The sequence below is a fragment of the Streptomyces dengpaensis genome (assembly GCF_002946835.1).
In the GTDB taxonomy this organism is placed as follows: domain Bacteria; phylum Actinomycetota; class Actinomycetes; order Streptomycetales; family Streptomycetaceae; genus Streptomyces; species Streptomyces dengpaensis.
In genome coordinates this window covers 7,000,964-7,023,981 of the sequence record NZ_CP026652.1, presented here as the reverse complement: position 1 = coordinate 7,023,981, position 23,018 = coordinate 7,000,964, and the positions used below count along the sequence as shown (strand labels likewise).

21 protein-coding genes and 1 tRNA gene are annotated in these 23,018 nt (G+C 70.5%); 10 read left to right on the top strand and 12 right to left on the bottom strand.

What is annotated here, in order from left to right:
* Positions 1–126: 126 nt before the first annotated feature.
* Entirely contained in the window at positions 127–1,185 is a 1,059-nt protein-coding gene (locus C4B68_RS32365) for a PAC2 family protein (RefSeq protein WP_099500055.1), read from the top strand.
* A 122-nt stretch (positions 1,186–1,307) separates the two neighbouring features.
* Here C4B68_RS32365 and C4B68_RS32360 read toward each other — a convergent pair whose 3' ends face one another.
* Positions 1,308–2,207: an NHL repeat-containing protein gene (locus C4B68_RS32360; protein WP_240634549.1), complete on the bottom strand. Its 900-nt coding sequence runs from the start codon at positions 2,205–2,207 to the stop codon at positions 1,308–1,310.
* Positions 2,208–2,498: 291 nt separating this feature from the next.
* Here C4B68_RS32360 and C4B68_RS32355 point away from each other — a divergent pair, with 291 nt between their 5' ends.
* Both C4B68_RS32355 and C4B68_RS32350 read left to right on the top strand, forming a co-directional pair.
* A complete protein-coding gene (locus C4B68_RS32355; protein ID WP_099500053.1) occupies positions 2,499–4,250 on the top strand; it encodes a S8 family peptidase in 1,752 nt (583 codons plus the stop codon).
* Positions 4,251–4,318: 68 nt separating this feature from the next.
* Positions 4,319–4,876 (top strand): hypothetical protein, encoded by a 558-nt coding sequence (locus C4B68_RS32350; RefSeq protein WP_240634548.1) that lies wholly within the window; start codon positions 4,319–4,321, stop codon positions 4,874–4,876.
* A gap of 82 nt (positions 4,877–4,958) precedes the next feature.
* Here C4B68_RS32350 and mshC read toward each other — a convergent pair whose 3' ends face one another.
* From mshC to C4B68_RS32330, 4 genes are all read right to left on the bottom strand, one after another.
* Positions 4,959–6,188, bottom strand: a complete 1,230-nt coding sequence (gene mshC / locus C4B68_RS32345; protein WP_099500051.1) for a cysteine--1-D-myo-inosityl 2-amino-2-deoxy-alpha-D-glucopyranoside ligase — start codon at positions 6,186–6,188, stop codon at positions 4,959–4,961.
* Between the two features lie 229 nt (positions 6,189–6,417).
* On the bottom strand, positions 6,418–7,236 hold the full coding sequence (locus C4B68_RS32340; RefSeq protein WP_099500050.1) for an SCO1664 family protein: 819 nt from the start codon (positions 7,234–7,236) through the stop codon (positions 6,418–6,420).
* Positions 7,200–7,790, bottom strand: a complete 591-nt coding sequence (locus C4B68_RS32335; RefSeq protein ID WP_099500049.1) for a DUF3090 domain-containing protein — start codon at positions 7,788–7,790, stop codon at positions 7,200–7,202. The genes C4B68_RS32340 and C4B68_RS32335 overlap by 37 nt, the downstream gene beginning before the upstream one ends.
* Before the next feature lie 150 nt (positions 7,791–7,940).
* Positions 7,941–8,627, bottom strand: coding sequence for a histidine phosphatase family protein (locus C4B68_RS32330; RefSeq protein WP_099500048.1), 687 nt, complete (start codon positions 8,625–8,627; stop codon positions 7,941–7,943).
* A gap of 62 nt (positions 8,628–8,689) precedes the next feature.
* On the opposite strand from C4B68_RS32330, the gene corA reads away from it, so the two are divergent.
* On the top strand, positions 8,690–9,688 hold the full coding sequence (corA, locus tag C4B68_RS32325; RefSeq protein WP_099500047.1) for a magnesium/cobalt transporter CorA: 999 nt from the start codon (positions 8,690–8,692) through the stop codon (positions 9,686–9,688).
* 126 nt (positions 9,689–9,814) lie between these two features.
* Here corA and C4B68_RS32320 read toward each other — a convergent pair whose 3' ends face one another.
* Positions 9,815–10,603 carry a hypothetical protein gene (locus tag C4B68_RS32320; protein ID WP_099500046.1) on the bottom strand — a complete coding sequence of 263 codons (789 nt, stop codon included), beginning with the start codon at positions 10,601–10,603 and terminating at the stop codon, positions 9,815–9,817.
* A 228-nt stretch (positions 10,604–10,831) separates the two neighbouring features.
* Positions 10,832–11,887: an LLM class F420-dependent oxidoreductase gene (locus C4B68_RS32315; protein ID WP_104880025.1), complete on the bottom strand. Its 1,056-nt coding sequence runs from the start codon at positions 11,885–11,887 to the stop codon at positions 10,832–10,834.
* Between the two features lie 181 nt (positions 11,888–12,068).
* Here C4B68_RS32315 and C4B68_RS32310 point away from each other — a divergent pair, with 181 nt between their 5' ends.
* Positions 12,069–13,052: an aldo/keto reductase gene (locus C4B68_RS32310; RefSeq protein ID WP_099503156.1), complete on the top strand. Its 984-nt coding sequence runs from the start codon at positions 12,069–12,071 to the stop codon at positions 13,050–13,052.
* Positions 13,049–15,319 (top strand): helix-hairpin-helix domain-containing protein, encoded by a 2,271-nt coding sequence (locus tag C4B68_RS32305; protein WP_099503154.1) that lies wholly within the window; start codon positions 13,049–13,051, stop codon positions 15,317–15,319. The genes C4B68_RS32310 and C4B68_RS32305 overlap by 4 nt, the downstream gene beginning before the upstream one ends.
* A gap of 131 nt (positions 15,320–15,450) precedes the next feature.
* Here C4B68_RS32305 and C4B68_RS32300 read toward each other — a convergent pair whose 3' ends face one another.
* Positions 15,451–16,149: a hypothetical protein gene (locus C4B68_RS32300; protein ID WP_099503152.1), complete on the bottom strand. Its 699-nt coding sequence runs from the start codon at positions 16,147–16,149 to the stop codon at positions 15,451–15,453.
* 47 nt (positions 16,150–16,196) lie between these two features.
* Here C4B68_RS32300 and C4B68_RS32295 point away from each other — a divergent pair, with 47 nt between their 5' ends.
* Entirely contained in the window at positions 16,197–16,385 is a 189-nt protein-coding gene (locus C4B68_RS32295) for a DUF5703 family protein (RefSeq protein ID WP_005485166.1), read from the top strand.
* A gap of 103 nt (positions 16,386–16,488) precedes the next feature.
* On the opposite strand, the gene C4B68_RS32290 is transcribed toward C4B68_RS32295, so the two are convergent.
* From C4B68_RS32290 to C4B68_RS32280, 3 genes are all read right to left on the bottom strand, one after another.
* Positions 16,489–17,451, bottom strand: a complete 963-nt coding sequence (locus C4B68_RS32290; RefSeq protein ID WP_099503150.1) for a chaplin family protein — start codon at positions 17,449–17,451, stop codon at positions 16,489–16,491.
* 187 nt (positions 17,452–17,638) lie between these two features.
* Positions 17,639–17,872: a chaplin ChpH gene (gene chpH / locus C4B68_RS32285; protein WP_099503148.1), complete on the bottom strand. Its 234-nt coding sequence runs from the start codon at positions 17,870–17,872 to the stop codon at positions 17,639–17,641.
* A 170-nt stretch (positions 17,873–18,042) separates the two neighbouring features.
* Complete coding sequence (locus tag C4B68_RS32280) at positions 18,043–19,368, bottom strand: M20/M25/M40 family metallo-hydrolase (RefSeq protein ID WP_099503146.1); 1,326 nt, start codon at positions 19,366–19,368, stop codon at positions 18,043–18,045.
* 187 nt (positions 19,369–19,555) lie between these two features.
* Here C4B68_RS32280 and C4B68_RS32275 point away from each other — a divergent pair.
* A tRNA-Leu gene (locus C4B68_RS32275) sits at positions 19,556–19,640 on the top strand.
* Here C4B68_RS32275 and C4B68_RS32270 read toward each other — a convergent pair.
* Positions 19,622–20,098, bottom strand: coding sequence for a hypothetical protein (locus tag C4B68_RS32270; protein ID WP_143674366.1), 477 nt, complete (start codon positions 20,096–20,098; stop codon positions 19,622–19,624). The two genes, C4B68_RS32275 and C4B68_RS32270, sit on opposite strands and share 19 nt — an antisense overlap.
* A 16-nt stretch (positions 20,099–20,114) precedes the next feature.
* On the opposite strand from C4B68_RS32270, the gene C4B68_RS32265 reads away from it, so the two are divergent.
* Entirely contained in the window at positions 20,115–20,312 is a 198-nt protein-coding gene (locus C4B68_RS32265) for an integrase core domain-containing protein (RefSeq protein WP_180289304.1), read from the top strand.
* 214 nt (positions 20,313–20,526) lie between these two features.
* On the top strand, positions 20,527–22,458 hold the full coding sequence (locus C4B68_RS44470) for a TerD family protein (protein WP_306511394.1): 1,932 nt from the start codon (positions 20,527–20,529) through the stop codon (positions 22,456–22,458).
* Positions 22,459–23,018 lie beyond the last annotated feature (560 nt).

Sequence of the window (23,018 nt, the reverse complement as noted above, 5' to 3'; positions counted from 1 at the left end):
GGGTGTTCACGCGCCCGCGGCGGGGCAGTGATCCGTTCACTCCCCCGTGCGAGGGGGCTGCGGAGGGCCCCTCGGCACGCCGTAAGGTTGGGACGTACGCGAGGGCACGTCGGAAGGAGGCGCTGGGTGATCGAGCTGGAGGGGGTTCCCGAGCTGATCGACCCAGTCATGGTGGCCGCGTTCGAGGGCTGGAACGACGCCGGCGACGCCGCCTCCACCGCGGTCGCGCACCTCGACAGGGAGTGGAAGGGCGAGGTGTTCGCGGCGCTCGACGCCGAGGACTACTACGACTTCCAGGTGAACCGCCCCACCGTGTGGCTGGACGGCGGCGTACGCAAGATCACCTGGCCGACCACGCGGCTGTCGGTGGTCCGGGTCGGCGGCGAGAAGCCGCGCGACCTGGTGCTGGTCCGGGGCATCGAGCCGTCGATGCGGTGGCGCTCGTTCTGCAACGAGCTCCTCGGCTTCGCGCACGAACTGGGCGTCGAGCTGGTGGTGATCCTGGGCGCGCTGCTCGGCGACACCCCGCACACACGTCCGGTGCCGGTCAGCGGGGTCACGTCCGATCCCGACCTGGCCCGCACGATGGACCTGGAGGAGACCAAGTACGAGGGCCCGACGGGCATCGTCGGCATCCTCCAGGAGGCGTGCACGCACGCGGGCGTACCGGCCGTGTCGCTGTGGGCGGCCGTACCGCACTACGTGTCGCAGCCGCCCAACCCGAAGGCGACGCTGGCCCTCCTGAACCGCCTGGAGGACCTGATCGACCTGCGCATTCCGCTGGGCGAGCTGCCCGAGGACGCGCGCGCCTGGCAGCTGGGCGTGGACCAGCTGGCCGCCGAGGACAGCGAGGTCGCCGAGTACGTGCAGACGCTGGAGGAGGCCCGCGACACCGCCGAGCTGCCGGAGGCGTCGGGCGAGGCGATCGCCCGCGAGTTCGAGCGCTATCTGCGCCGCAGGGACGGCGGCGGTCCGGCGGCACAGGCCGGAGGCCACGCGACGGAAAGCGGCGACTCCCCCTCGTACCTCCGCGACAGCCCCAGCGGCCGCGCCCGGCCGCCGAAGCCGCAGCGGCCTGAGACGGACGCCGGATCGGACACGGGAGCCGAGGCCGACGGCCGCCAGGACACCGGTTCCGGGGCCGACGGCCAGGACGCCGGACCCGAAGATTCCTCGGAGGACTGAACCGAACCGGCGGACTGAACCGGAGGACGATCCGAAGGACGATCCGAAGGAATGAACCGGAGGCCTGAACCAGCAGGGGCGGTGCGCACGACGCGCACCGCCCCTGAGTCGTCCCGGACCGGTCAGACCTGGTCCACGGCCACCACGTCGTACTCCGTGTCCGGCGCCGGCTCGACGTCGAAGCGGGCGTTCGGCAGATACAGCCGGCCGCCCCACGCCGCAACCGTCGTCGGGATCCGGAAGCGCGGGTCGGTGATCCGGGCGATCGCCGTGCCCTTGGTGCCGGAGGCGTTCAGGCGGAAGACGTCGATCAGATTCTGTGACTGCTGAACGGCGTACAGGGTGCGGCCGAGGAGCAACAGGCCGTCCCCGTTGGGGAGTCTGGACGGACCGAGGTCCACGGCGGTGGCCGCCCCGGTCTGCGGGTCGACCCGCATGAGTCCGCCGCCGCCCGCGACCGCGTTCACCACGAGCAGCGCGCGCCCGTCGGGCGTGCGCTCGATGCCGTTGGCGGTGAAGTCGGGGCCCTGCTCCCAGTCGCCGGTGAGCGGCACGGTCGTGACGGCTCCGGGCTCACCGCGGGTGCCGAGCGCGAGCCGGTAGAGCCGCGCCTGGAAGGAGTCGGTGAACCAGGCGGCGTCCGGCGTGAGGATCACGTCGTTCACGAAGGTGCCCCCGACGGCGTACACCTTCTCGATCTCGCCGCTGCGGGCGTCGACCGTCCGCAGCTCGCCGCTCACGCCGCCGGCGAGGAAGAGCCTGCCGTGGCGGTCGGTCTTCAGGCCCACGGTGGGGTGTTCGGCCCCGAGGCCCTTGCTGATCACACGGCCGCGCCCGGTGTGCAGGCTCGCGCGGTAGATGTCGCCGTTCGCGAGCGACCCGAAGTACGCGAACGGGGTGGGGCCGATGGTGATGCCTTCGGGCCGGAAGCCGTTGGGGAGCGGGAACCGGTCCGGCCGATGCCGTTCGGCCGCCTGGGCCGTGCCGCCCAGAAGTGCCGCTCCGCCCAGTGCGGCCGTCATCGTCAGAAGTCTTCGACGTGCGAAGGAACGGTCCATGTAACGTCCTTACGCGCGGGCCGGCCCGGGGCCGGCCGGGTGGTCAACAGACGCTGCCACCCCATCACATGACACGTACCCCCGCAGCCTTTGGCCGGATTGCTGCGTGACATCTGTTTCAGGACGGATTGCACAGGTTTCCCCATTCAACTTGTTTTCAAACCGAGTTGGCGAAAGCGGTCTGGACGAGTCGCCGTGGGAGTGCTTGGTTGTGCCCCGAGGCTCATCCGCAGTGACCGAAGGGAGCCGTTCGCGATGACCGACCAGGTACAGCCGGCGCAGGGCCCGGGAACGTCCGGGCCGGGGCCCGACGGAGCGGGATTCACCTACCGAGGAGCCGAGCAGGAGCTGATTGTCGTCGCACGCCCCGAGGCCCGGCTGCGCGCCCGGGCCGAGGGCGTTCGCTCGGCGGTGGGCGCCGATGTCTCCGCCCTCGACATGTTCCTCAGCGATGAACAGCTCGTCCTGGAACCGCTGTTCGGCAGCGAGGAGCGGCTGCAGCAGTCCGCGGTGGCGGCGGGCACCGAGAGCGGGCCCGACCTCGCGCTCTTCTACCGGGTGCGCGGCGGGGAGAGCCGCGCCCAGGAACTGCGATCACGGATCGCCGCCTTGCCGGAGATCGACACGGCGTACGTGAAGCCCGGCGCCGTTCCCGCCTCGCTGAGGTCGGCCGGGCGGACCGAGGAGAGCGCTGACGACACTCGGAGGGTGAAGGAAGGGGCGCCCGTCACCCCCGACTTCACCAGCCGTCAGGGCTATCTGCGTCCGGCGCCCGAGGGCATCGACGCGTACTGGGCCTGGCAGCGGCCGGGCGGTACGGGCCAGGGCGTGACGGTGATCGATGTGGAGGGGGCCTGGCAGCTCGGCCACGAGGACCTGGCCGCGAAGCTCGCGGGCGTCGTCGTCGGCACCCCGCTGACGGACCTCGCCTGGCGCAACCACGGCACCGCCGTCATCGGGGTGATCGGCGGCGACCGCAGCGAGCTCGGCATCACCGGCATCGTGCCGGACGCCGTGACCGCGGCCGCGTCCTTCCAGGGCATCGGCACGGCGGCCGCGATCCACGCGGCGGCCGACCGGCTGAGCCCCGGCGACATCCTTCTGATCGAACTGCACGCTCCAGGGCCGCGGTTCGACTTCGAACAGCGCGACGACCAGCGGGGCTACATCGCGATCGAGTGGTGGCCGGACAACTTCGCGGCCATCCGGTACGCGACCGCCAGGGGCATCCTCGTCGTGGCGGCCGCGGGCAACGGCGCCGAGTCGCTCGACGACGCGGTGTACGAGCGCCGCCCCGCCGAGTTCCCCGAGTGGTGGCGCAACCCCTTCAATCCGTCCAACCAGTCCTCCGGGGCGGTGCTGGTCGGCGCGGGCGCACCGCCGCCCGGCACGCACGGCCGCGACCACGGCCCGGACCGCTCGCGGCTCGCGTTCTCCAACTACGGGGCCCGCGTGGACGCGCAGGGCTGGGGACGCGAGGTCACGACCACCGGCGGCTTCTGGGACCGGCCCGGCGATCTGCAGGGCGGCGCCGAGGAGATCGGCTGGTACACGGACACGTTCTCCGGGACCTCCTCCGCCTCCCCGGTGGTGGTCGGCGCCCTGGCCGCACTGCAGGGCATGCTCAAGGCCGCGGGACAGGAACCGATGTCTCCGGAGCGTGCCCGCACGGTGCTGCGGGCCACGGGTTCCCCGCAGCAGGACGCGCCGGGCCGGCCCGCCTCGCAGCGGATCGGCAGCCGTCCGGACATCAAGGCGGCGGTCACCCATCTGCTGCCGGACGCGGTCGGCTCGGGGCAGGCGGAGCGGTACTGGGACGAGTTGCTGCCGTACCCGAGTGAACTCCCGCCCAGGCTACGGCTGTACGTCGCCGGCGCCTGGCGCAACCTCAACCATCCGTCCCCCGAGATCCGCCAGGCGGTGCACTCCGCCTTCGCGGGGGGACGGCCCGACGTACGTGTCTGGTTCTCGGACGACGAGATCGTCGGCCTGGTGGTCACGGGCTGACGGAACCCAGCGAACGCTCAGCCAAGAGCCCAACCAATGCTCAACCCATGAGGGAAGGTGGCACACGCATGAGCACCACCCCGCAGATGAGCCAACTGGGACAGCAGCAAGGACAGCACATGGGCCAGCAGGGCCCGAGCACGGCACCCCCGCAGCAGTTCGGGCCGCAGCAGCCGTACGGGCAGCAGATGCAGCAGCCGTACGGGCAACAGGGCATCGCCCAGCAGGGCTTGGGGCAGCAGGGCTTCGGGCAGCAGCAGATTCCGCAGCACCTGCAGCAGCAGCTCCAGCAGATCGGCCAGCAGCAGCCCTTCCAGCAGCTTCTCCAGCAGCTCGGTGGGCAGCAGCAACCGCAGATGGGCCAGCCGCTGGTCCTGCCGAGCGCCGTCGAGAGCCAGGCGCTGGTGAGCGGCATCGCCATGAAGTTCTGGGACGTCGTCACCCCGCTGCCGGGCCAGCCGTCGATCCTCTACCTGTTCGTCAACAACGCGTGGCGCTCCCTGGTGAACCCGAACCAGGTGACCCATGACGCGGTCCAGGAGGCCTTCGCCTTCGGGCAGCAGGTCATCGGGATCTACGACTCCGGCACCAACGCCGTCCAGGCCGTGATCGTGAACAAGCAGTAGCGGCGGACCGGACGGACCGGCACAGAGGGCGCCGGGCGGGTGAACACCCGTCCGGCGCCCGGTCGTTGCGACCTGGGTGCGGCTAGAGCGCCACTCCCAGGAGGGCGTCCACGGCGCGCGACACGACGCCGGGGGCGCCCTCGTCCGTACCGCCCTGTTCGTGCTGGAGCGCGGCCCAGCGGTCCACCGCGGCGAGTGCCGCCGGCGCGTCCAGGTCGTCGGCGAGAGCCTCGCGGATCTCGTCGACGAGCGTGTCGGCGGACGGGCCGTCGGGCCGTGACACCGCCGCCCGCCAGTTCTCCAGGCGCGCGAGGGCGTCGTCGAGGACGGAGTCCGTCCACTCCCAGTCGGCCCGGTAGTGGTGGGCGAGCAGCGCGAGCCGTATGGCGGCCGGGTCGACCCCGTCGCGCCGGAGCGCGGACACGAAGACGAGGTTGCCCTTGGACTTCGACATCTTCTCGCCGTCGAGAGCGACCATGCCGGCGTGGACGTACGCCTTGGCCATCGGGAACTCGCCGGTCAGCACCTGGGCGTGGGAGGCGCCCATCTCGTGGTGCGGGAAGGCGAGGTCGGAGCCGCCGCCCTGGACGTCGAAGCCCATGCCCAGGTGGTCGAGGGCGATGGCGACGCACTCGATGTGCCAGCCGGGCCGGCCGCGCCCGAGCGAGCCCCCGTCCCAGCGGGGCTCACCCTCTCTCGCGGCCATCCAGAGCATCGGGTCGAGCGGGTTCTTCTTGCCCGGACGGTCCGGGTCGCCACCGCGCTCGGCGGACAACAGGCGCATCGCGGCGGCGTCCAGGTTGGACACCTGCCCGAAGTGCGGGTCGGACTCGACCGAGAAGTACACGTCGCCTTCGAGCTCGTACGCCGCTCCCACGTCCCGCAGCCGTTCGACGAGGGGCACGATGCCGGGTATCGCCTCGACGGCGCCGATGTAGTGCTGCGGCGGCAGCATCCGCAGCGCCGTCATGTCCTCACGGAAGAGGGCGGTCTCCTTCTCGGCGAGTCCCACCCAGCCGATGCCGTCGCGCTCCGCCCGCTCCAGGAGCGGGTCGTCGACGTCGGTCACGTTCTGGACGTAGTGAACCTGCCGCTTGGTGTCGAGCCACACGCGCTGAACGAGGTCGAACGCGTTGTAGGTCGCCGCATGACCCATATGGGTCGCGTCGTACGGCGTAATGCCGCAGACGTAGATACGGGCGACGGGACCGGGGTCGAGACGTACGAGCCCACCGGTCGCGGTGTCGTGGATCCGGAGGTCGCGGCCCTCACCAGGCAGGGCGGGGACCTCAGAAGCGGGCCAGGCATGCATGTCATGAGCCTAACCGGACGGAACTTCCGTATACGAACCGGCCGGGAGCGGGTGGCCGGGAACACACTCTTGCGGGATGCCTGCGGTTGTGTATCTGTCCTAGCCGCGGGCCATCGTGCCTCACCCACTGCCTTAACGGCGTGGCGACCCCCAGGCGGCACCCGTCCCAACGCGAGCGGCAGCCGGCAGGCGCACCACCCCGACGGCAACCCCCACCCCCAGGCGGCACTCACACAGGCGGCCAGGGAATCGCAGGCCACTCCCCACTCGGCTCCGGATGCTTCCCGGCGGCGAGCATCGCCTCGACACGCGCACGCGTGGCATCCACCTCAGCCGGGGTGATCAGTTCGCCCAGCCGAGTGGCGAGCGGCGCCCCCGGCGCCAGCCCGTCCCGCAGGGAGGCGAGCACCGAGACCGCCTCCGGGGTCAGCGGCTCCCCCGCCCACCCCCACAGCAGCGTGCGCAGCTTGTTCTCGGCGCTGAAGGTCACCCCGTGGTCGATGCCGTACAGCCGACCCTCATCGGCGGGCAGCAGATGCCCGCCCTTGCGGTCGGCGTTGTTGATCACGGCGTCAAGGACGGCGAGCCGCCGCAGGCGCGGGTCGTCGGCGTGCACGAGCAGCGCCGTCTTCCCCTCGCCCACCTCGGCGAAGCCGATCGCCTTCCAGCCCTCCTCGGGCTCCTCACCGTCCACGAGGGCGAGCAGCTCGGCCTCGGGCGAGGCCTCGACCCACAGCTGGCACATGCCCTCGCCGTAGGGCCCGTCACGCAGCACGGTGGTCGGCACGAGCCCCCACCCGGTCGCCTCGGAGACCTCGTACGCCGCGACCTCGCGCTGCGCCAGCGTGCCGTCGGGAAAGTCCCACAGGGGCCGCTCCCCGGCTATGGGTTTGTAGACGCAGAACGCGTCCCGGTCCTCGTACGACACGGAGCAGTACAGCACCGCGTTCGAGGCCTCACGGATCCGTCCGCGCACCTTCAGCTCGCCCTTGGCGAGCAGCTCGGCGGTGGTCACGCTCCGCGGCGGTATCCGTTCTGGCGCGGACATACGTGTCCTTCCGGGTCGAGCGGGAGGCTGCACAGCGGACAGGGCGGCCGGCCCGCGTTGACGACGTCGAGTGCGCGCTTGGCGAAGGCCCGGGCCTGCGCGCCGGTGAGCCGGACCCGCAGCATCGGCGGGCCGTTCTCCTCGTCCTGGAGCAGCCTCTCCTCGGCCTCGGCGAGGTCCTCCTCGGAGTCCGCGTCGAGCTCCACGAGGGCCTGCGCCTCGACGATCATGCGCTGCTCCTCACCGTCCCAGGCCAGCGCCATGGTGCCGACCCGGAACTCCTCCTCGACGGGGGACTCGAGGGGCGCGGTGTCGGACACCTCGGCCGGTGCCATGGCCGGGACGGGGGCGCTGCCGCCGGTACGCCGTACGACCTCGTCGAGCAGTTCGTCCATGCGCTCGGCGAGAGCGGCGACCTGGGTCTTCTCCAGGGCCACGCTGGTCACCCGGGGTCCTGAGGAGGCCTGCAGGAAGAAGGTACGGCGCCCGGGCAACCCGACCGTACCGGCCACGAAGCGGTCCGGGGGGTCGTAGAGGAACACCTGACGGGACACGTCCTGTCTCCATTGAATCCGAATCGACATGTGGACCGGCTGACTGTGTCGGCCCGCATCGGCTGCTGACAGCCTGCTGACAACTGCTGCTGGAATCCTGCTGACAACTACTGTGCTGGTTCGACCGCTTCACCCTACTGCGGCCGACGATCACGGGGCGCCCGCACCGCCCCCGACCGGGGCGTCGCCGCCCGGGGGCTCCTCGCGCGGCGCCAGGGACGCGAAATCACCGGTGTCCCCGAGGCGCACGAGAAACGGCCTGATGCGTGTGTAGCGGATCGCGGTGATCGAACACGGTTCGACAGAGATCCTCTGGAAGAGGTCGAGGTGAAGTCCGAGTGCGTCCGCGACGAGGGATTTGATGATGTCACCGTGGGAGCACATGAGGTAAACGGCGTCGCCGCCGTGATCGCGCTCCACGCGCGCGTTCCACTCGCGCACCGCCTCGGCGGCCCGGGTCTGCATGGCCCGCATCGACTCGCCGCCGGGGAACGCGGCCGCGGACGGATGCGCCTGGACGACCTCCATCAGCGGCTCGTCCTTGAGCTCGGCGAGCTTGCGCCCCGACCAGTCGCCGTAGTGGGCCTCCCCGATGCGCTCGTCGATGTGCGCCCGCAGCTCGGGCCGGGCGTCGAGCAGCGGCTGAACGGTCTCCCGGCAGCGTTGCAGCGGGCTCGTGACGATTTCGGCGATCGGCAGGCCGGCGAGCCGCCCGGGCAGGGCCGCGGCCTGCTGGGCGCCGCGCTCGTCGAGGGCGACGCCGGGCGTCCAGCCGGCGAGCAGTCCCGCGGTGTTGGCGGTGGAGCGTCCGTGCCGGACGAGGATCAGGGTGGGCATGCCGCCCAGGGTAGGCGTACACCGGAGTGCGTCCCTGGGCGGGCGGCGGGAGAATACCCTCCGTGATCGTCGACTGCGCCATCTACCGTGAAAGGCTGCGGACGGAGGGTCCCGAGGACTTCTCCGACGCCCTGGCGCAGTGCCGCAGCCGAGGTGACGCATTCGTCTGGATCGGGCTGTACGAGCCCACGGAGAAGGAGTTCGAGCAGGTCACGGAGGAGTTCGCGCTGCACCCGCTGGCCGTCGAGGACGCCCTGAACGCGCATCAGCGGCCCAAGCTGGAGGTGTACGACGACTCGCTGTTCATGGTGCTCAAGCCCGTGGGGTACGACGCGCAGGCCGACGTCGTCTCCTCCGGCGAGATCATGACCTTCATCGGCGACTCGTTCGTGGTGACCGTGCGGCACGGCGAGGAGTCGCCCCTCGCGGCCGTGCGGCACCGGCTGGAGGCGGAACCCGAGATGCTGCGGCACGGTCCCACGGCGGTGCTGTACGCGATCGCCGACGCTGTGGTCGACCACTACGTGGACGTGGCGGCTGAACTGGCGACCGACCTGGAGGAACTGGAGTCGGAGGTGTTCTCGCCGGTCGGCGGGGGCTCGCGGTACGCGGCGTCGCGCGTCTACAACTTCAAGCGGCAGATCCTGGAGTTCCGCAGAGCCACCGGTCCGCTGGCGCAGCCGCTCACCCGGCTCGCGGGCGGCGGTCTCTTCGGCGTCCGGGTGCCCTTCGTCCACGAGAAGGCGCAGCCCTTCTTCCGGGACGTGAGCGACCACCTCACCCGTGTGAACGAGACGGTGGAGGGCCTGGACCGGCTGGTCTCCGACATCCTCTCGGCGCATCTGGCGCAGATGAGCGTGCGCCAGAACGACGACATGCGGAAGATCTCCGCGTGGGCGGCGATGGCCGCGATCCCCACGATGATCGCGGGGATCTACGGGATGAACTTCGACCACATGCCTGAGTTGCACTGGCTGTGGTCGTATCCGGTGCTGGTGCTGGTGCTGATCACGCTGGAGATCCTGCTGTACCGCCTGTTCAAGCGGCGGGGGTGGCTGTGACCGGGAAACGGCGGAGGTCACGGTGATCGGGAAACGGCGGGCGTGACAGTGATCGGGAAACGGCGGGGGTGACGGTGATCGGGAAACGGCGGGGGTGATCGGGCTGCACGCGCGCGTGGCGCGGGTTTACGCGAACTCGGGAGCCGTGGTCGAGGGGCCGCCGAGCGCGTCGCGGCGCTCGGGCATCTTCAGGGACACCATCCGGCGCCAGCCGAAGACGCGCTCGTACGCGTACACGGCGTGGATGCCCGCGGCGAGCACCGCCGCCTTGGCCCTGGACCAGCCGAGGATGCGCCCCATGTGGGCCATCACGGCGAGGCTGACGTCCCGGTAGATGCGGATCTCGGCCAGGGCGCATTCGCGCAGCGTCCGCTGGATGGCGCGACCATGTCCGGCGGTCGCGAAACGCAGCAGCTCCTCGTGGCAGTAGGCGAGGTGGTTGTCCTCGTCATTGGAGATCATCTTCACGGCGCGGCCGATGTCGGGGTGATCCGTGAAGTGCTCGCGCAGCAGCTCCATCTCCTCGGAGGCACGCTGCTCGGTGACCCGGCTGTGCGAGAGATAGACGACGATGTCCTGCACGGTGAGCGGCTGGTCGCCCTTGAGCTTCTCGTGCGCGAGGCCGATGCCGTGCCGCTCCAGGAGCATGGTGTAGTCGGTGTCGGGCGGGACCTCGACGGGTTCGAGGCCGCGCTTCTTCATGAGGGCGTTGAAGATCCGCCCGTGTTTGTCCTCGTCGGCGCCGTGCCGGGTGATCTTGGGCGCGAGGGCGCGCTCGCTCTGCGGGACGAGCGCGGCGATCCGGGCGTTCTCCCAGCCCCCTTGCGACTCCCCACTGGCGGCGATGGAGCAGAAGAGCCGGAAGGACTCGTCGTTGTCGAGGATCTCCTGAAACAGACTCTTGGCCGAAAGCATCACTGACACCTTTCTGCAGGGTTGCGCAGAAAACGAGTCAAATGGGATGTCAGGAGCGCGGCAAGAGATGTGTCGGACAAATCCGCCGAACGATGGATGACGAGAGGGCCCGAGACGCGTAACCAAGGGGGCGCCGAGGCGTTGATCCCCGTGACGGCCGTGGCGGGGAAGACCTCCGAGCCCCCACCACGGCCGCAGAAACCCTCCTCCGGCCCGCTGCTTCGTGTGTTAGGCGAGCCCGGCCCGCTCCAGGGCTTCGGAACCGGCCCGGAGCGAGGCGATGCGGTCGTCGAGGGTGAAGCCCGCGGGGGCCAGGGTCAGCGTGGTGACCCCGGCCTCGGCGTACGCCTTCATACGGTCGGCGATGCGGTCGACGGAGCCGAGCAGGGTCGTCTGGTCGATCAGTGCGTGAGGGACGGCGGCGGCCGCGCCCTCCTTGTCGCCGGACAGGTACTTGTCCTGGATCTCGGCGGCTTCCTTCTCGTAGCCCATGCGCTGGGCGAGCTGGTTGTAGAAGTTCTGCTTACGGCTGCCCATGCCGCCGACGTACAGCGCGGTGTAGGGCCGGAACATGTCGGCCAGCGCGGTCACGTCCTTGTCCTCGCCGAGCGCCAGCGGCAGCGTCGGGCAGACGTCGAAGCCCTCCATGGTCGTGCCGGCCTTCTCGCGGCCCGCGCGCAGATGCTTGATCGCGGTGTCCTCGAGGTGCTCGGCCGAGGGGAAGATGAGCAGCGCGCCGTCGGCGATCTCGCCGGTCTGCTCCAGGTTATTGGGGCCGATCGCGGCGATGTACAGCGGGATGTGCTCGCGCTCGGGGTGCACGGTGAGCTTGAGCGGCTTGCCCGGGCCGCCCGGCAGGGGCAGCGTCCAGTGCTCGCCCTCGTACGAGAGCCGCTCCCGCGTCATCGCCTTCCGTACGATCTCCACGTACTCGCGGGTGCGCGCCAGCGGCTTGTCGAACTTGACGCCGTACCAGCCCTCGGAGACCTGCGGCCCCGAGACGCCGAGGCCGAGACGGAACCGGCCGCCCGACAGGGAGTCCAGGGTCGCGGCGGTCATCGCGGTCATCGCGGGCTGACGGGCCGGGATCTGGAAGATGGCCGAGCCGACATCAATGCGCTCGGTCTGGGCGGCGACCCAGCTGAGCACGGTCGCCGCGTCCGAGCCGTAGGCCTCGGCGGCCCAGCAGACGGCGTATCCGAGCCGGTCGGCCTCCTGGGCGACGGCGAGATTGTCCGCGTCCATTCCGGCGCCCCAGTAACCGAGGTTGATCCCGAGCTGCATGGCCCATTCCCCTTACCGAGCAGTAACGTCCCTTGTGCGGAGACCTTAGCGCGGGGGTGCCGGATGCGGCAGGCCGTTCCCGGCGCGGCTGCGAGCAGGCGCTGCCCGCCATCGACGGGCAGGAAATCGGTTGTCCACAGGCAACCCACGGCACCAGCTCTGGCCAGTAATCTCGGCGTCCATGGAGCAGAGGCATCTCGGCCGTACCGGCCTGCGTGTGTCCCGGATCGGACTCGGCACCCTGACGTGGGGGCGGGACACCGACGAGCATGACGCCGCGGACCTCTTGAAGGTGTTCTGGGAGGCGGGCGGAAGCCTCGTCGACACCGCGGACGTGTACGGGGACGGGGAGGCCGAATATCTGCTGGGACGCCTCACAGAAGGGCTCGTGCCGCGCCGGGACCTGGTCATCTCGACGAAGGCGGGGAGCGTGCCCGACCCGGACCGCCGCTTCGACGGCTCGCGCGGCCATCTGCTGTCCGCCCTCGACGCCTCTCTCGCGCGCCTCGGCACGGACTACGTGGACCTGTGGCACGTCCACGCGTACGACCCCGACACGCCCCTCGACGAGACCCTCCAGGCGCTCGACCTGGCGGTCAGCAGCGGTCGCGCGCGCTACGCGGGCGTGTCCAACTTCTGCGGCTGGCAGCTCGCCAAGGCGGCCACCTGGCAGCTCGCGGTGCCGGGGATACGGGCGCGTCTGGCCAGTACGCAGATGGAGTACTCGCTGCTGCAGCGCGGCGTCGAACGGGAAGTGCTGCCCGCCGCCCTCGACCTGGGCGTGGGCCTGCTCCCCTCCTCGCCGCTCGGGCGGGGCGTGCTCACGGGCAAGTACCGCAACGGGACACCGTCCGACTCCCGGGGCGGCTCGGAGCACCTCGCGCCCTTCGTCGCGCCGTACCTCGACGACACGGCGAGCAGCATCGTGGACGCCGTGGCGACCGCGGCGGACGGCCTCGCGGTGACCCCGCTCCAGGTGGCTCTCGCCTGGGTCCGCGACCGGCCCGGCGTCACCGCCCCCATCGTCGGCGCGCGCACCGCGCAGCAGCTCACGGCCGCGTTGTCAGTGGAGGCGCTTAGTCTTCCTGACGAGATCTGCCGGGCGCTCGACGATGTGTCGGCACCGGTGCACCACTATCCCGATCACGACTGGAGCACGCTGTGAGCACGGAGTCCGAGACCACGGACGACGCGGAGCCGGGGGCGCCGGGCGCGGACACGACCGCCCAGGCCCCCGAGGCCGAGGGCGCCGACGCGGAAGCCGCCGAAGGGACCCAAGCGTCCGAAGGCGCCGCCCAGTTGTCCGAGGCCGAGGCCGAGCTGGCGGCCCAGCGGCTTGAGCGGGAGCGGATCGAGCAGCGGAAGGCGGAGAAGCAGGGGCCGATCGAGGCCGGTGCCAAGCTGAGCGGGAAGGCCGCGGACCTGCTGGCGGCGGTGCGGGTCGTGGAGAGCGGCGCGAAGCCCGTGGCCACGGCGTACCGCGAGCCCGAGCCCGCGCCGCGCAGGGTCGAGCAGGAGCCCGTGCGGCGGCCGCAGCCCGTGGTCGCCCCGGCCGCCGCGCCTTCGGTGCCGGCGTCGACCGTCGCGCCGGAGACCGTCGAGGCCGTACACGCCGTGCTGACCGAGGGCGGCGCCCCCGACGCACTCGCGCCGCAGGTCCTCGTGGCCCTGGGCGAGGGCGCCGACGGGCAACTGCGCGAAGACCCTTGGCAGTTGCTGCGGGTCGCCGGGGTGCGGCCGGAGCAGGCGGACGGCTTCGCGCGGGCGCTGCTCGGCGCGGCGTGCGGCCCGGACGACGAGCGGCGCGGCCGGGCACTCACCGTCTGGCTCCTGGAGCAGGCGGCCCTGGCCGGGCACACCGCCCTCGACGCCCCGGCGCTCACCGCCGCACTCGCCCAGCGCTCGGTGCCGGACCCGGACGCGGCCGTCCAGAGCACCCTCGCGGAGGGCGAGGCCCTGGTCTTCCAGGACGCGCTCGACACGGCCGCCCCCGCGCGCGAGGAGGGAGCCGAGGAGTCCGAGGAGCGCCCGGTCCGCGTCCTCATCGGTCTGGAGCGGTACGCGCTGGCCGAGGAGAGCCTCGCCGACGGACTGGCCCGCGTGATGAACTCCGTGCCGAAGGAGGAAGGTTCGGCCGCCGGCTGGGAGCAGGCCGCCTCTTCGGCCACCCGCTCCGCCGCGGAGCTGATCCGCGCGGTCGCGGGTGCCGGCCTGGTCCTGCACACCGGCGGCGAGGCGTCCCGCGCGGAACCGGCGGCGCTGGTCGCGACGGCCACGCGCCTGGGCCTGCGCGCCTACGCGGCCACCCATACGCCGGACGGCCGCCACCGCTTCGCCGCGCTGCTCGCCGCGGCGGACGGCACGGTGGACGGCGCTGCGGACGGCCCTTCGGTTGCGCGGGCGGACGGCTCGGGCGACGACCTGGCTCCGGGTGCCTCTCCGGTCACCGGCGTCCACGGGGGCGACGGGCACGGCCGGGCCGTGGTCACCGTCGCCGGTCTGCTCTCCGGCACCGAAGGGCCCGGCCGGGACGCGGACGGTGCCCTGGACCTCGACCTCCTCGTCCTCCTCGACGCGCCGCAGCTCGACGTCGAGACGGCGGCCGTGCTCGCCGAGTCGCTGCCGGACGGCGCGCGGCTGGTGCTGAGCGGCGACCTGGGGCTGCTGTGGTCGGCGGGCCCGGGGCGGGTCTTCGCGGACCTGCTCGCGGCCCGCGTGTGCCCGCAGGTGGCCTCGCGGACCCCGGACCCCGGGCCGGTCGGGGAGCTGGTCTCCGGGATCGGGATCGGCGAGTTGAACCAGGTCGAGGCGCCCGGCAAGGAAGTCGTTGTCGTCCCGGTGCGCGACGCCGGCGAGGCGGTGCACCGCACTGTGCAGCTGGTCGCGGACTCGGTGCCGCGCGCGATCGGCATCCCGGCCGAGCAGACGCAGGTGATCACGCCGGGGCACGGCGGCGCGGCCGGCACGCGCGCGCTGAACGCCGTGCTCAAGGAGCGGCTGAACCCCGGCCCCGGTCGCTTCGGCGGCTTCGACCCGGGCGACCGGATCGCGTACTCCGCCGCGCCCGGCCGTTCGGTGCCGGGGCACGTGGTGAAGGCCGACGCCGATGGGCTGCACCTGGAGTGCGCGGGTCTCCCCGTCGTCGTACCGAAGGAGCGGGTGGAGCAGTCCGTGCGGCACGGCTGGGCGCTCACGGCGCACCAGGCGGTGGGCACGCACTGGCCCGCCGCGGTCGTGGTGCTCCCCGGCGATGCCGCGCAGACCCTGACCAGACCCTGGGTGTACACCGCCTTCAGCCGGGCCGAGCGTCACCTCTCCGTGGTCCACGGGGTGGAGCAGGCCCTGCCGCGGGCGGTGGCGGAGGTCCCGCAGAAGCCGCGCACCACTCGCCTGCCGGCCCTGCTCAAGGCGCAGGTACCGGCCGCGGGCTGACCCCTGTCCCGTACGCCGCGTCGCGAACACCCCGTCCCGTAGACGCGGAGGTGGCGGCCACCGATCCCCCGGTGACCGCCACCTCGTACGCCCTCAGTGACCCACCGTACTCAGCGGTGCACTCGCTGTCCTCAGCGATCCGCGTCCAGCGGCTCCAGATCGCCGTCGGGATCGAGGTCGTCCTCCAGGTCCTCGTCGACGTCGTCCTCCGACTCCTCGTCGAAGACGGCGCTGACGTCGAAGCGGCAGACCACGCGCTGCGGGTCGACCGACTCGAACGGTGTCTCCAGCCAGTCACCTGGCTCGGCGGGTTCGTCCGCGGCGGTCACCCAGAGTGTGGAGTCGCCCTCCTCCAGGCCGAACTCCTTGTGCCGGGAGGCGATCTCGTCCGGTTCGAACTCGCCGAACAGGACTCCGAGGGCCCCGTGGACGGTGCCGGACGCCGCGTCGAAGCCCTCCGTGGCGGTGGCCCCGTCCTCGTCCACGGCCTCCACCCGCTGCGCCTGCGCCAGCAGCCGCTGCGGCTCCACCACCGCGTAGTCCCGGCGGATCAGCACGCTCAGCGCATGGGGCTCCTCGGGGCCCGTGTACGGCGGCAGCGTGTCTTCGACACCGGGGATGTCGAAGGGCGTGACCTCGTCGTAGCGGTCGAAGAGGAGCTCGTCGTACTCCTCGGCCGCGGCGGCCAGCTCGTTGAACGCCTCGTAGACGTCCGGGTCGTCTTCACCCGTCCTGCGCTCGACCGCGGCCAGGTGGCGGTCGAGCGCGGTCTTGACCGCCTCGGCGGCGGCACGTACCTCGGCAGCGGTGGGCTGCGCAGCATCAGACATAGTGCAGACGCTATCCGTACAGGGCACCAGCCCGCACAATAGATGCGATGCCGGAATACGAATTTGTCGACGTGTACGTACCGCGCGGGGTCTCCCGCAAGGACGCCACACGCCTGCTGACGGACCATGCCGAGTACGGACACTGGGAGTTGGACCGCCTGAGCCTGCTCCGCGACGGCAGCCGCCGGGTGCGGCTGCGGCGGCGGATCATCCGCCAGGTGCGCGCCACGTGGTGACGAAGGGTGACTGAAACGTAGCGGGCCCTGCACTGGCGGGGCCCGCTCCCGTACGCCACCGGGGAAGGGTGTGGCGTCGCTCTCCTGTTTCGTGCCGTTTCCCTTACGCCGCCGATCGCGCCCTGCGGTAGAGGACGGCGCCGGCCAGCAGCGCGCCCGCGCCCGCGGGGACGATCATCCCGAGCGGCAGGTCACCGCCGGTGTCGGCGAGCTGTGCGCTGCCGTCGGGCTGGGTCACGGACTGCGCCCCCGGGTGGTTGGGGTACGAGGAGTCGACCGGTGGCGTCTCGTCTCCCGGAGCGGGCGGCTGGCCGGGGTGACCCGGTTCACCTGGTTCACCTGGCTGACCCGGTTCACCCGGCTGACCTGGTTCACCCGGCTCGCCCGGCTGACCTGGTTCACCCGGCTCGCCCGGCTGACCTGGTTCACCCGGCTGACCCGGCTGACCTGGTTCACCCGGCTCGCCCGGCTGACCTGGTTCACCCGGCTGACCCGGTTCACCCGGCTCGCTTGGCTCGCTCGGCTCGCTCGGCTCGCTCGGCTCACCCGGCTCACCCGGTTCACCTGGCTCGCCCGGCTGTCCGGGTCCGCCCGGAGGCGGCGTCTCGTGACCGCCGCCGGGCGGAGTGGTGGAGTGACCGCCACCCGTCCCGTTCACGCAGTCGTTGCCCGCCGCCGCGTTGCCGATACCGATCACGTTGACGCTGTTGCCGCAGACGTTGACCGGCGCGTCGACCGGCACCTGGACGTGGTTGCCGGAGCCGACGCCCGGCGAGCCACTGGCGTGGCCACCGGCCTGCGAGCCGCCGGAGTGCGAGCCGCCGTCGTGGTTGACGCACGTGTTGCCCATCGCCGGATTGAGCACCCCGACGACGTTCACGGTGTTGCCGCAGACGTTCACCGGCGCGTGCACCGGCGCCTGCACCGTGTTGCCCGACAGCACGCCGGGCGAGTCCGAACTGAAGCCGTTCGCACCCGAGTCGGCGTGTGCGTAGCCGCCGGTCGCGGCGAGTACGCCTGTCGCGGCCGCCACGGTCATCAGGCCCTTGCGGGTGACCTGTCGCATTGCTGTATCCCTGCCTTAGCCCTTGGGACGTGGACCATCCGGAATGCACACGCACCCGACGGACGCGTGCGCGGAAAGCCGGTCGGCCCCGGAGCGCATGGCGCGCGCACCGAGGCCGACGGGCTCAGACCCTCACGGGGCTCAGCCCTCCGTGGGGCTCAGACCCTCACGGGGGTGAGGCACAACGTCAGTCGTTGATGCAGGTGTTGCCGAAGGCGGGGTTCAGCAGCCCGATCACCGAGATCGTGTTGCCGCAGACGTTCACCGGGACGTGAACGGGCACCTGGACGACGTTGCCGGAGAGGACGCCCGGGGAGTGCACCGCGGCACCCTGGGCACCACTGTCGGCGACGGCCAGGCCCGCACCCGCGAGAACCAGACCACCCGTGGCAGCCACAGCGGCGACGACCTTCTTGATCATTATTCCTCCTTGTTGGCAAAAGCGATCCCCAGCAGCGGACCGCATCACCTGTAACGAGGAGGGAGTAATGGAGCTACGAGCTTATGGTCGCATTCACTCTTCTCAGTCAGCCCAGCACACTCGGTCGAATACTGGAGTTTCGTTTCACTGGAGCAATTCAGGACGCTTCTTCAGGACGCTTCGATGAAACGGTCGAGGACGCGTACGCCGAACTTCAGCGCATCCACCGGCACGCGCTCGTCGACGCCGTGGAACATCCCCGCGAAGTCCAGCTCCGGCGGCAGCTTCAGCGGGGCGAAGCCGAAGCAGCGGATGCCGAGGTCGGCGAAGGACTTGGCGTCGGTGCCGGCCGAGAGCATGTAGGGCACGGCGCGGGCGATCGGGTCCTCGGCGGACAGCGCGGTCTGCATGGCGTCGACCAGGGCGCCGTCGAAGCTGGTCTCCAGCGCCTTGTCCGCGTGGACGTCCTCACGCTTCACGCGCGGGCCGAGAATCCGGTCCAGGTCGGCGAGGAATTCCTCCTCGTACCCCGGCAGATAGCGCCCGTCGACATGCGCGGTGGCCTGCCCCGGAATCACGTTGACCTTGTAACCGGCGCCCAGCTGGGTCGGATTGGCGGTGTTCTGCAGGGAGGCGCCGATGAGCTTGGCGATGCCGCCGAGTCTGGCGAGCGTCTCGTCCATGTTCTCCGGGTCGAGCTCGGTGCCGAGCGCGTCGCCGAGTTCGTCGAGGAAGTGCCGCAGCGTCTTGGTGACGCGCACCGGGAACTTGTGCCGGCCGAGCCGTCCGACGGCCTCGGACAGCTCGGTGATCGCGTTGTCCTTGTGGATCATCGAACCGTGACCGGCGGTGCCGTCCACGGTCAGCTTCATCCAGTGCATGCCCTTCTGGGCGGTCTCGACGAGATACAGCCGCAGCTTCTCGTTGACCGTGAAGGAGAACCCGCCGACCTCGCCGATCGCCTCGGTCACGCCCTCGAAGAGATCGGGGTGCCGGTCGACCAGGTGCCGCGCCCCCCACGTACCGCCGGCCTCCTCGTCGGCGAGGAACGCGAGGACGATGTCGCGCGGCGGCTTGCGCCCGCTGCGCAGCCGGTCGCGTACGACCGCCAGCGTCATGGCGTCCATGTCCTTCATGTCGACCGCGCCGCGCCCCCAGACGCATCCGTCCGCGATCTCGCCGGAGAACGGGTGGTGGGTCCAGTCCTGGGCATTGGCCGGTACGACGTCGGTGTGGCCGTGGATGAGCAGCGCGGGCCGCGAGGGGTCCTCGCCCTGGATGCGGGCCACGGTGGAGGCGCGGCCCCGGTGGGACTCGAAGATCTGCGGCTCGAGCCCGACCTCGGCGAGCTTCTCGGCCACGTACTCCGCGGCCTTGCGCTCGCCGGGCCCGGAGTGGTCCCCGTAGTTGCTGGTGTCGATCTGGATCAGCTCGCGACAGAGGTCGACGACCTCGTCCTCGCCAGAGACGCCCCTGGCCGTGTTCGACTCGCTCACGCTGCTTCCTCCCACTGTCGCTGCTGGTGGTCTCCCTCATCCTCTCTCCGACCCCCGCCGCGCCCCAAGACCGGACCCGGCCCGTCACAGGCCGTTCACGCGGCGACGGGGTGTGATCAGAGGCCCTCGAAAGCCTGGTAATGTTTTCTCTGTCGCCGCGAGGGAAACCCCGCACGACAGACACCTTGTCCGGGTGGCGGAATGGCAGACGCGCTAGCTTGAGGTGCTAGTGCCCTTTATCGGGCGTGGGGGTTCAAGTCCCCCCTCGGACACTGACTGGTAGCCCACGGGTTGTCGCAGAGTGCTGGTTGAGATCCATCTCGGCCAGCACTTTCTGTTTCCCGGAGTCGTAGGTGAGGCCGAGCCCGAGCTGGCGGTAGATCACTGCCTTGTCCGCGGCTTCCGTTTGGCGGACGACGGCGGCCAGTTCGCTGATGGAGCGTACGAGCCGATCGATCTCGTCACGGGGCATCTGTGAGCCGGGGCCTTGGGTCGTGGTGCGCAGTTCGGCTACGGCGCGGGCTTTGCGGGCCTGCGTCTCGGCGATCCATCGGGTGACGAGGGCGGGGCCGGCGCCGGCTTCCAGCGCTGCGCGGTGGGTGGTGAGCTTGGTGTCGCAGTCGGCGATCACTGTCCGGGCGGCTTCAGCGGTGCCTTTCTCATCGCTGGCGGGGGGTGCGGCACCGGCCATCAGGTGGATGGTGTCGTCGAGGCGGTGCGGCAGGAACACCGACTACGTCCTGCTCATGAACGAGGCCCACGCCCGGCAAGTCCTCGCCGACTTCGAACGGCACTACAACGGGCATCGACCTCACCGGGCCCGAGATCAACGACCCCCTCACGCCTCCGGGCAGCCCGCCACCGTCCACGACCTCGAGAGCCACAGACTCCTGCGTACCCGCATCCTCGGCGGCGCCATCAACGAGTACCGGTACGCCGCTTGACCTCGGGCGATGACTTTTCGAGCCCCACAGGAGCCTGGCCCACACCCCCAACAGGTTGACAATGCCCTTCAGACTCCCCGAAACCGGGGTCAGCTCACCGCCGCCACGCCTTGAACTCGGCGGTGTGACAACGTAGTTGGATTGGCTTCGAAGATGGTGCGGTACGGTGCGGCTGACCACCTGTCATGGTCCGGTTTCCGAAGGAGATTAAGGCGTGGTCGTCACTTTCGATTCCACCGGCCTCCAGCGCGTCGACGAGACGACCTGGCTGCACTCCGCCTACGGGGACCGAGTCGCTCTGACAGTCAACAACTCGCCGCTGACCGAGACCGCCTGGCTGGAGGACATCCCTGCCATGCGGCGTAACCTCACCGCCGCGTACGCGCAGATGGGATGTCTCATCGAGGCCGAGCCAGTGGTGCTTGGCGGTGTTCGCGGGGTGTGTCAGGTGGTAAAGGTACCGATACCGAACGCCCCGAGTGGGCAGGTGTTCATGGCGATGATCTTCCTGGCGAAGGCCAGTTGCCATGCCATGTTCAGCTGCTTCGCCGACGAGGGCGGGATCACCGGAGTGAGGGAGGCGGCGATCCTGGCCAAACTGGGTCTCGCACGCAGAGAGGACTGGGTCCTGCCGCATCCCTACGCACCCCAGATCCAGAGCGCCCTGCCGTACCACCGCGGTGACGACCCGACGTGGGACGCACAGTTCCCCGACCACCCGCTGTCACGGGTGCGGGCGTGGGTGCGATCGGTCGTGGCCACAGCGACGGTTGATCCCACGTTCGCCGCTCTGCCCGACTTCGTACCCAGCCGCCGGGCACCAGGCACCGACTTCAACCGTGAACATGGAAACTTCGACGGTCGGAAGGTCAGGGAGGGAAGCCCCGCCGTGTTGTTGCAGAAGGGCGCCAACATACCGGTGCCGACTAACAGGGTCCGGGTGGAGTTGGGTTGGCAAGGAGGGCCGGGGACACCTGATGTGGACGCGTCAGCGTTGTTGCTGACGACGGCCGGCAAGGTGCGGTCGGATGACGACTTCGTGTTCTACAACCAGCCTGTACATCCCAGTGGTGCGGTGCGTCTCGAGGGCAAGCGCCAGGACGGCACGGGCGCGCTCGAAACGATCGAGGTGGAGCTGTCCGCGGTGGAGCAGGCGATCGGGACCGTGGTAGTCGCGGCTTCCACCGACGGCACGTTCGGTCAGGTACCCGGCCTGTTCGTGCGCGTCCTGGACGCGGAGAGCGGCGTCGAGACGGCGCGGTTCGACGCCACGGGTGCCACTTCGGAGACGGCGTTCGTGCTCGGGGAGCTGTATCGGCGGAACGAGGCGTGGAAGTTCCGGGCAGTGGGCCAGGGATACTCCTCCGGCCTGGCAGGGCTCGCCACCGACTTCGGTATCACTGTCGACGAGCCCGCCTCGCCCCCGTCGGGGCAGCAGGCCGCGCCTCCGCCTCCTGCACCACCGACACAGCAGGCCGCGCCACCGCCGCCTGCGCCTGCGCAGCCGGTACAGCTGTCGAAGATCACGTTGACGAAAGCAGCGCCTGCGGTGTCGCTGACCAAGCAGGGCGCCACCTCGGGAGCCATGCGGGGCAATCTCTCGTGGAGCGCTCGCAAGCCATCGCGTGGCTGGTTGAAGAAGGGAAAGGACGCCGTCCCACTGGAGGACGTCGACTTGGACCTCTCCTGTCTGTGGGAGCTGCAGAACGGAATGAAGGGGATCGTCCACCCCATCGACAACCAGTTCGGCTCGTTCGACCAGCCGCCCTACATCCAGCTGGACCAGGACGACCGGACCGGCTCCAGTGCGGCCGGTGAGAACCTTGTAATCAATCTTGATCACGCGGCCGAGATCAAGCGCATTCTGGTGTTTGTGGTCATCCATGCCGGGGCGTCGAGCTTCGCGGGCTTGGACGGGGTCGCCACGCTGTATCCGCCGGCCGGTCCACCGATCGAGGTGCGCCTTGACGAGTGCACCGTTCCTTCGACGGCCGCTTCGATCGCACTGATCGAGAACGTGGACGGGGAACTGATCGTCCGGCGGGAGGCGAAGTACATCCTGGTGCCCCCCGGCGTCTTCAAGCAGCAGGCCGTGGATATCGAGTACGGCTGGGGAATGACCTGGCACGCGGCCAGTAAGGACTGACCCACCACGACCGCTCGACGCAGTGGCGGCTCCTGTACGTGCCGAAAATTACGTCCGCGCAGGCCAGCAGCCCTTTGGCTTACCGCTGAGCGGATGGAATCTGAACGGGTTCAACACGTGACGGCTGCGCACTCGAACGCGTTCAATTGGCCCCGATGTAGCGCCCGGTTGAACTGTCCGTCAGGGCGCTGACCTGTGCGGATGATGTATCGGCACCCGCAACTGCTCGCAGAGCGCGGTGAAGGCCAGAAGCGCAAGATCTATCCTCCCGAAGAGACGCAGCCTGCCGAATGGCAGCGGTCAACAAACTCGCACCGCGACACCAAGGAAGGGCATCGTGAGCACAGGGCCCTGTCGCGCGAGCCGGAAAGTCTCACAAGTCACCAGCTCACCGCGACTGACCAGCGACCTCCCCAGTTCCCATGTTCTGGGTCCCCGCCGGGGATTCGCACCTGCGCGGCCGCACGACCAACGCTTCCCCTCGCCCAGACTCCGGGCAGCTACGGCAGAGCCAGCTCCAATTCGGCGCTACGTGGCGCGATCCGTGGGCTCCCGGTACA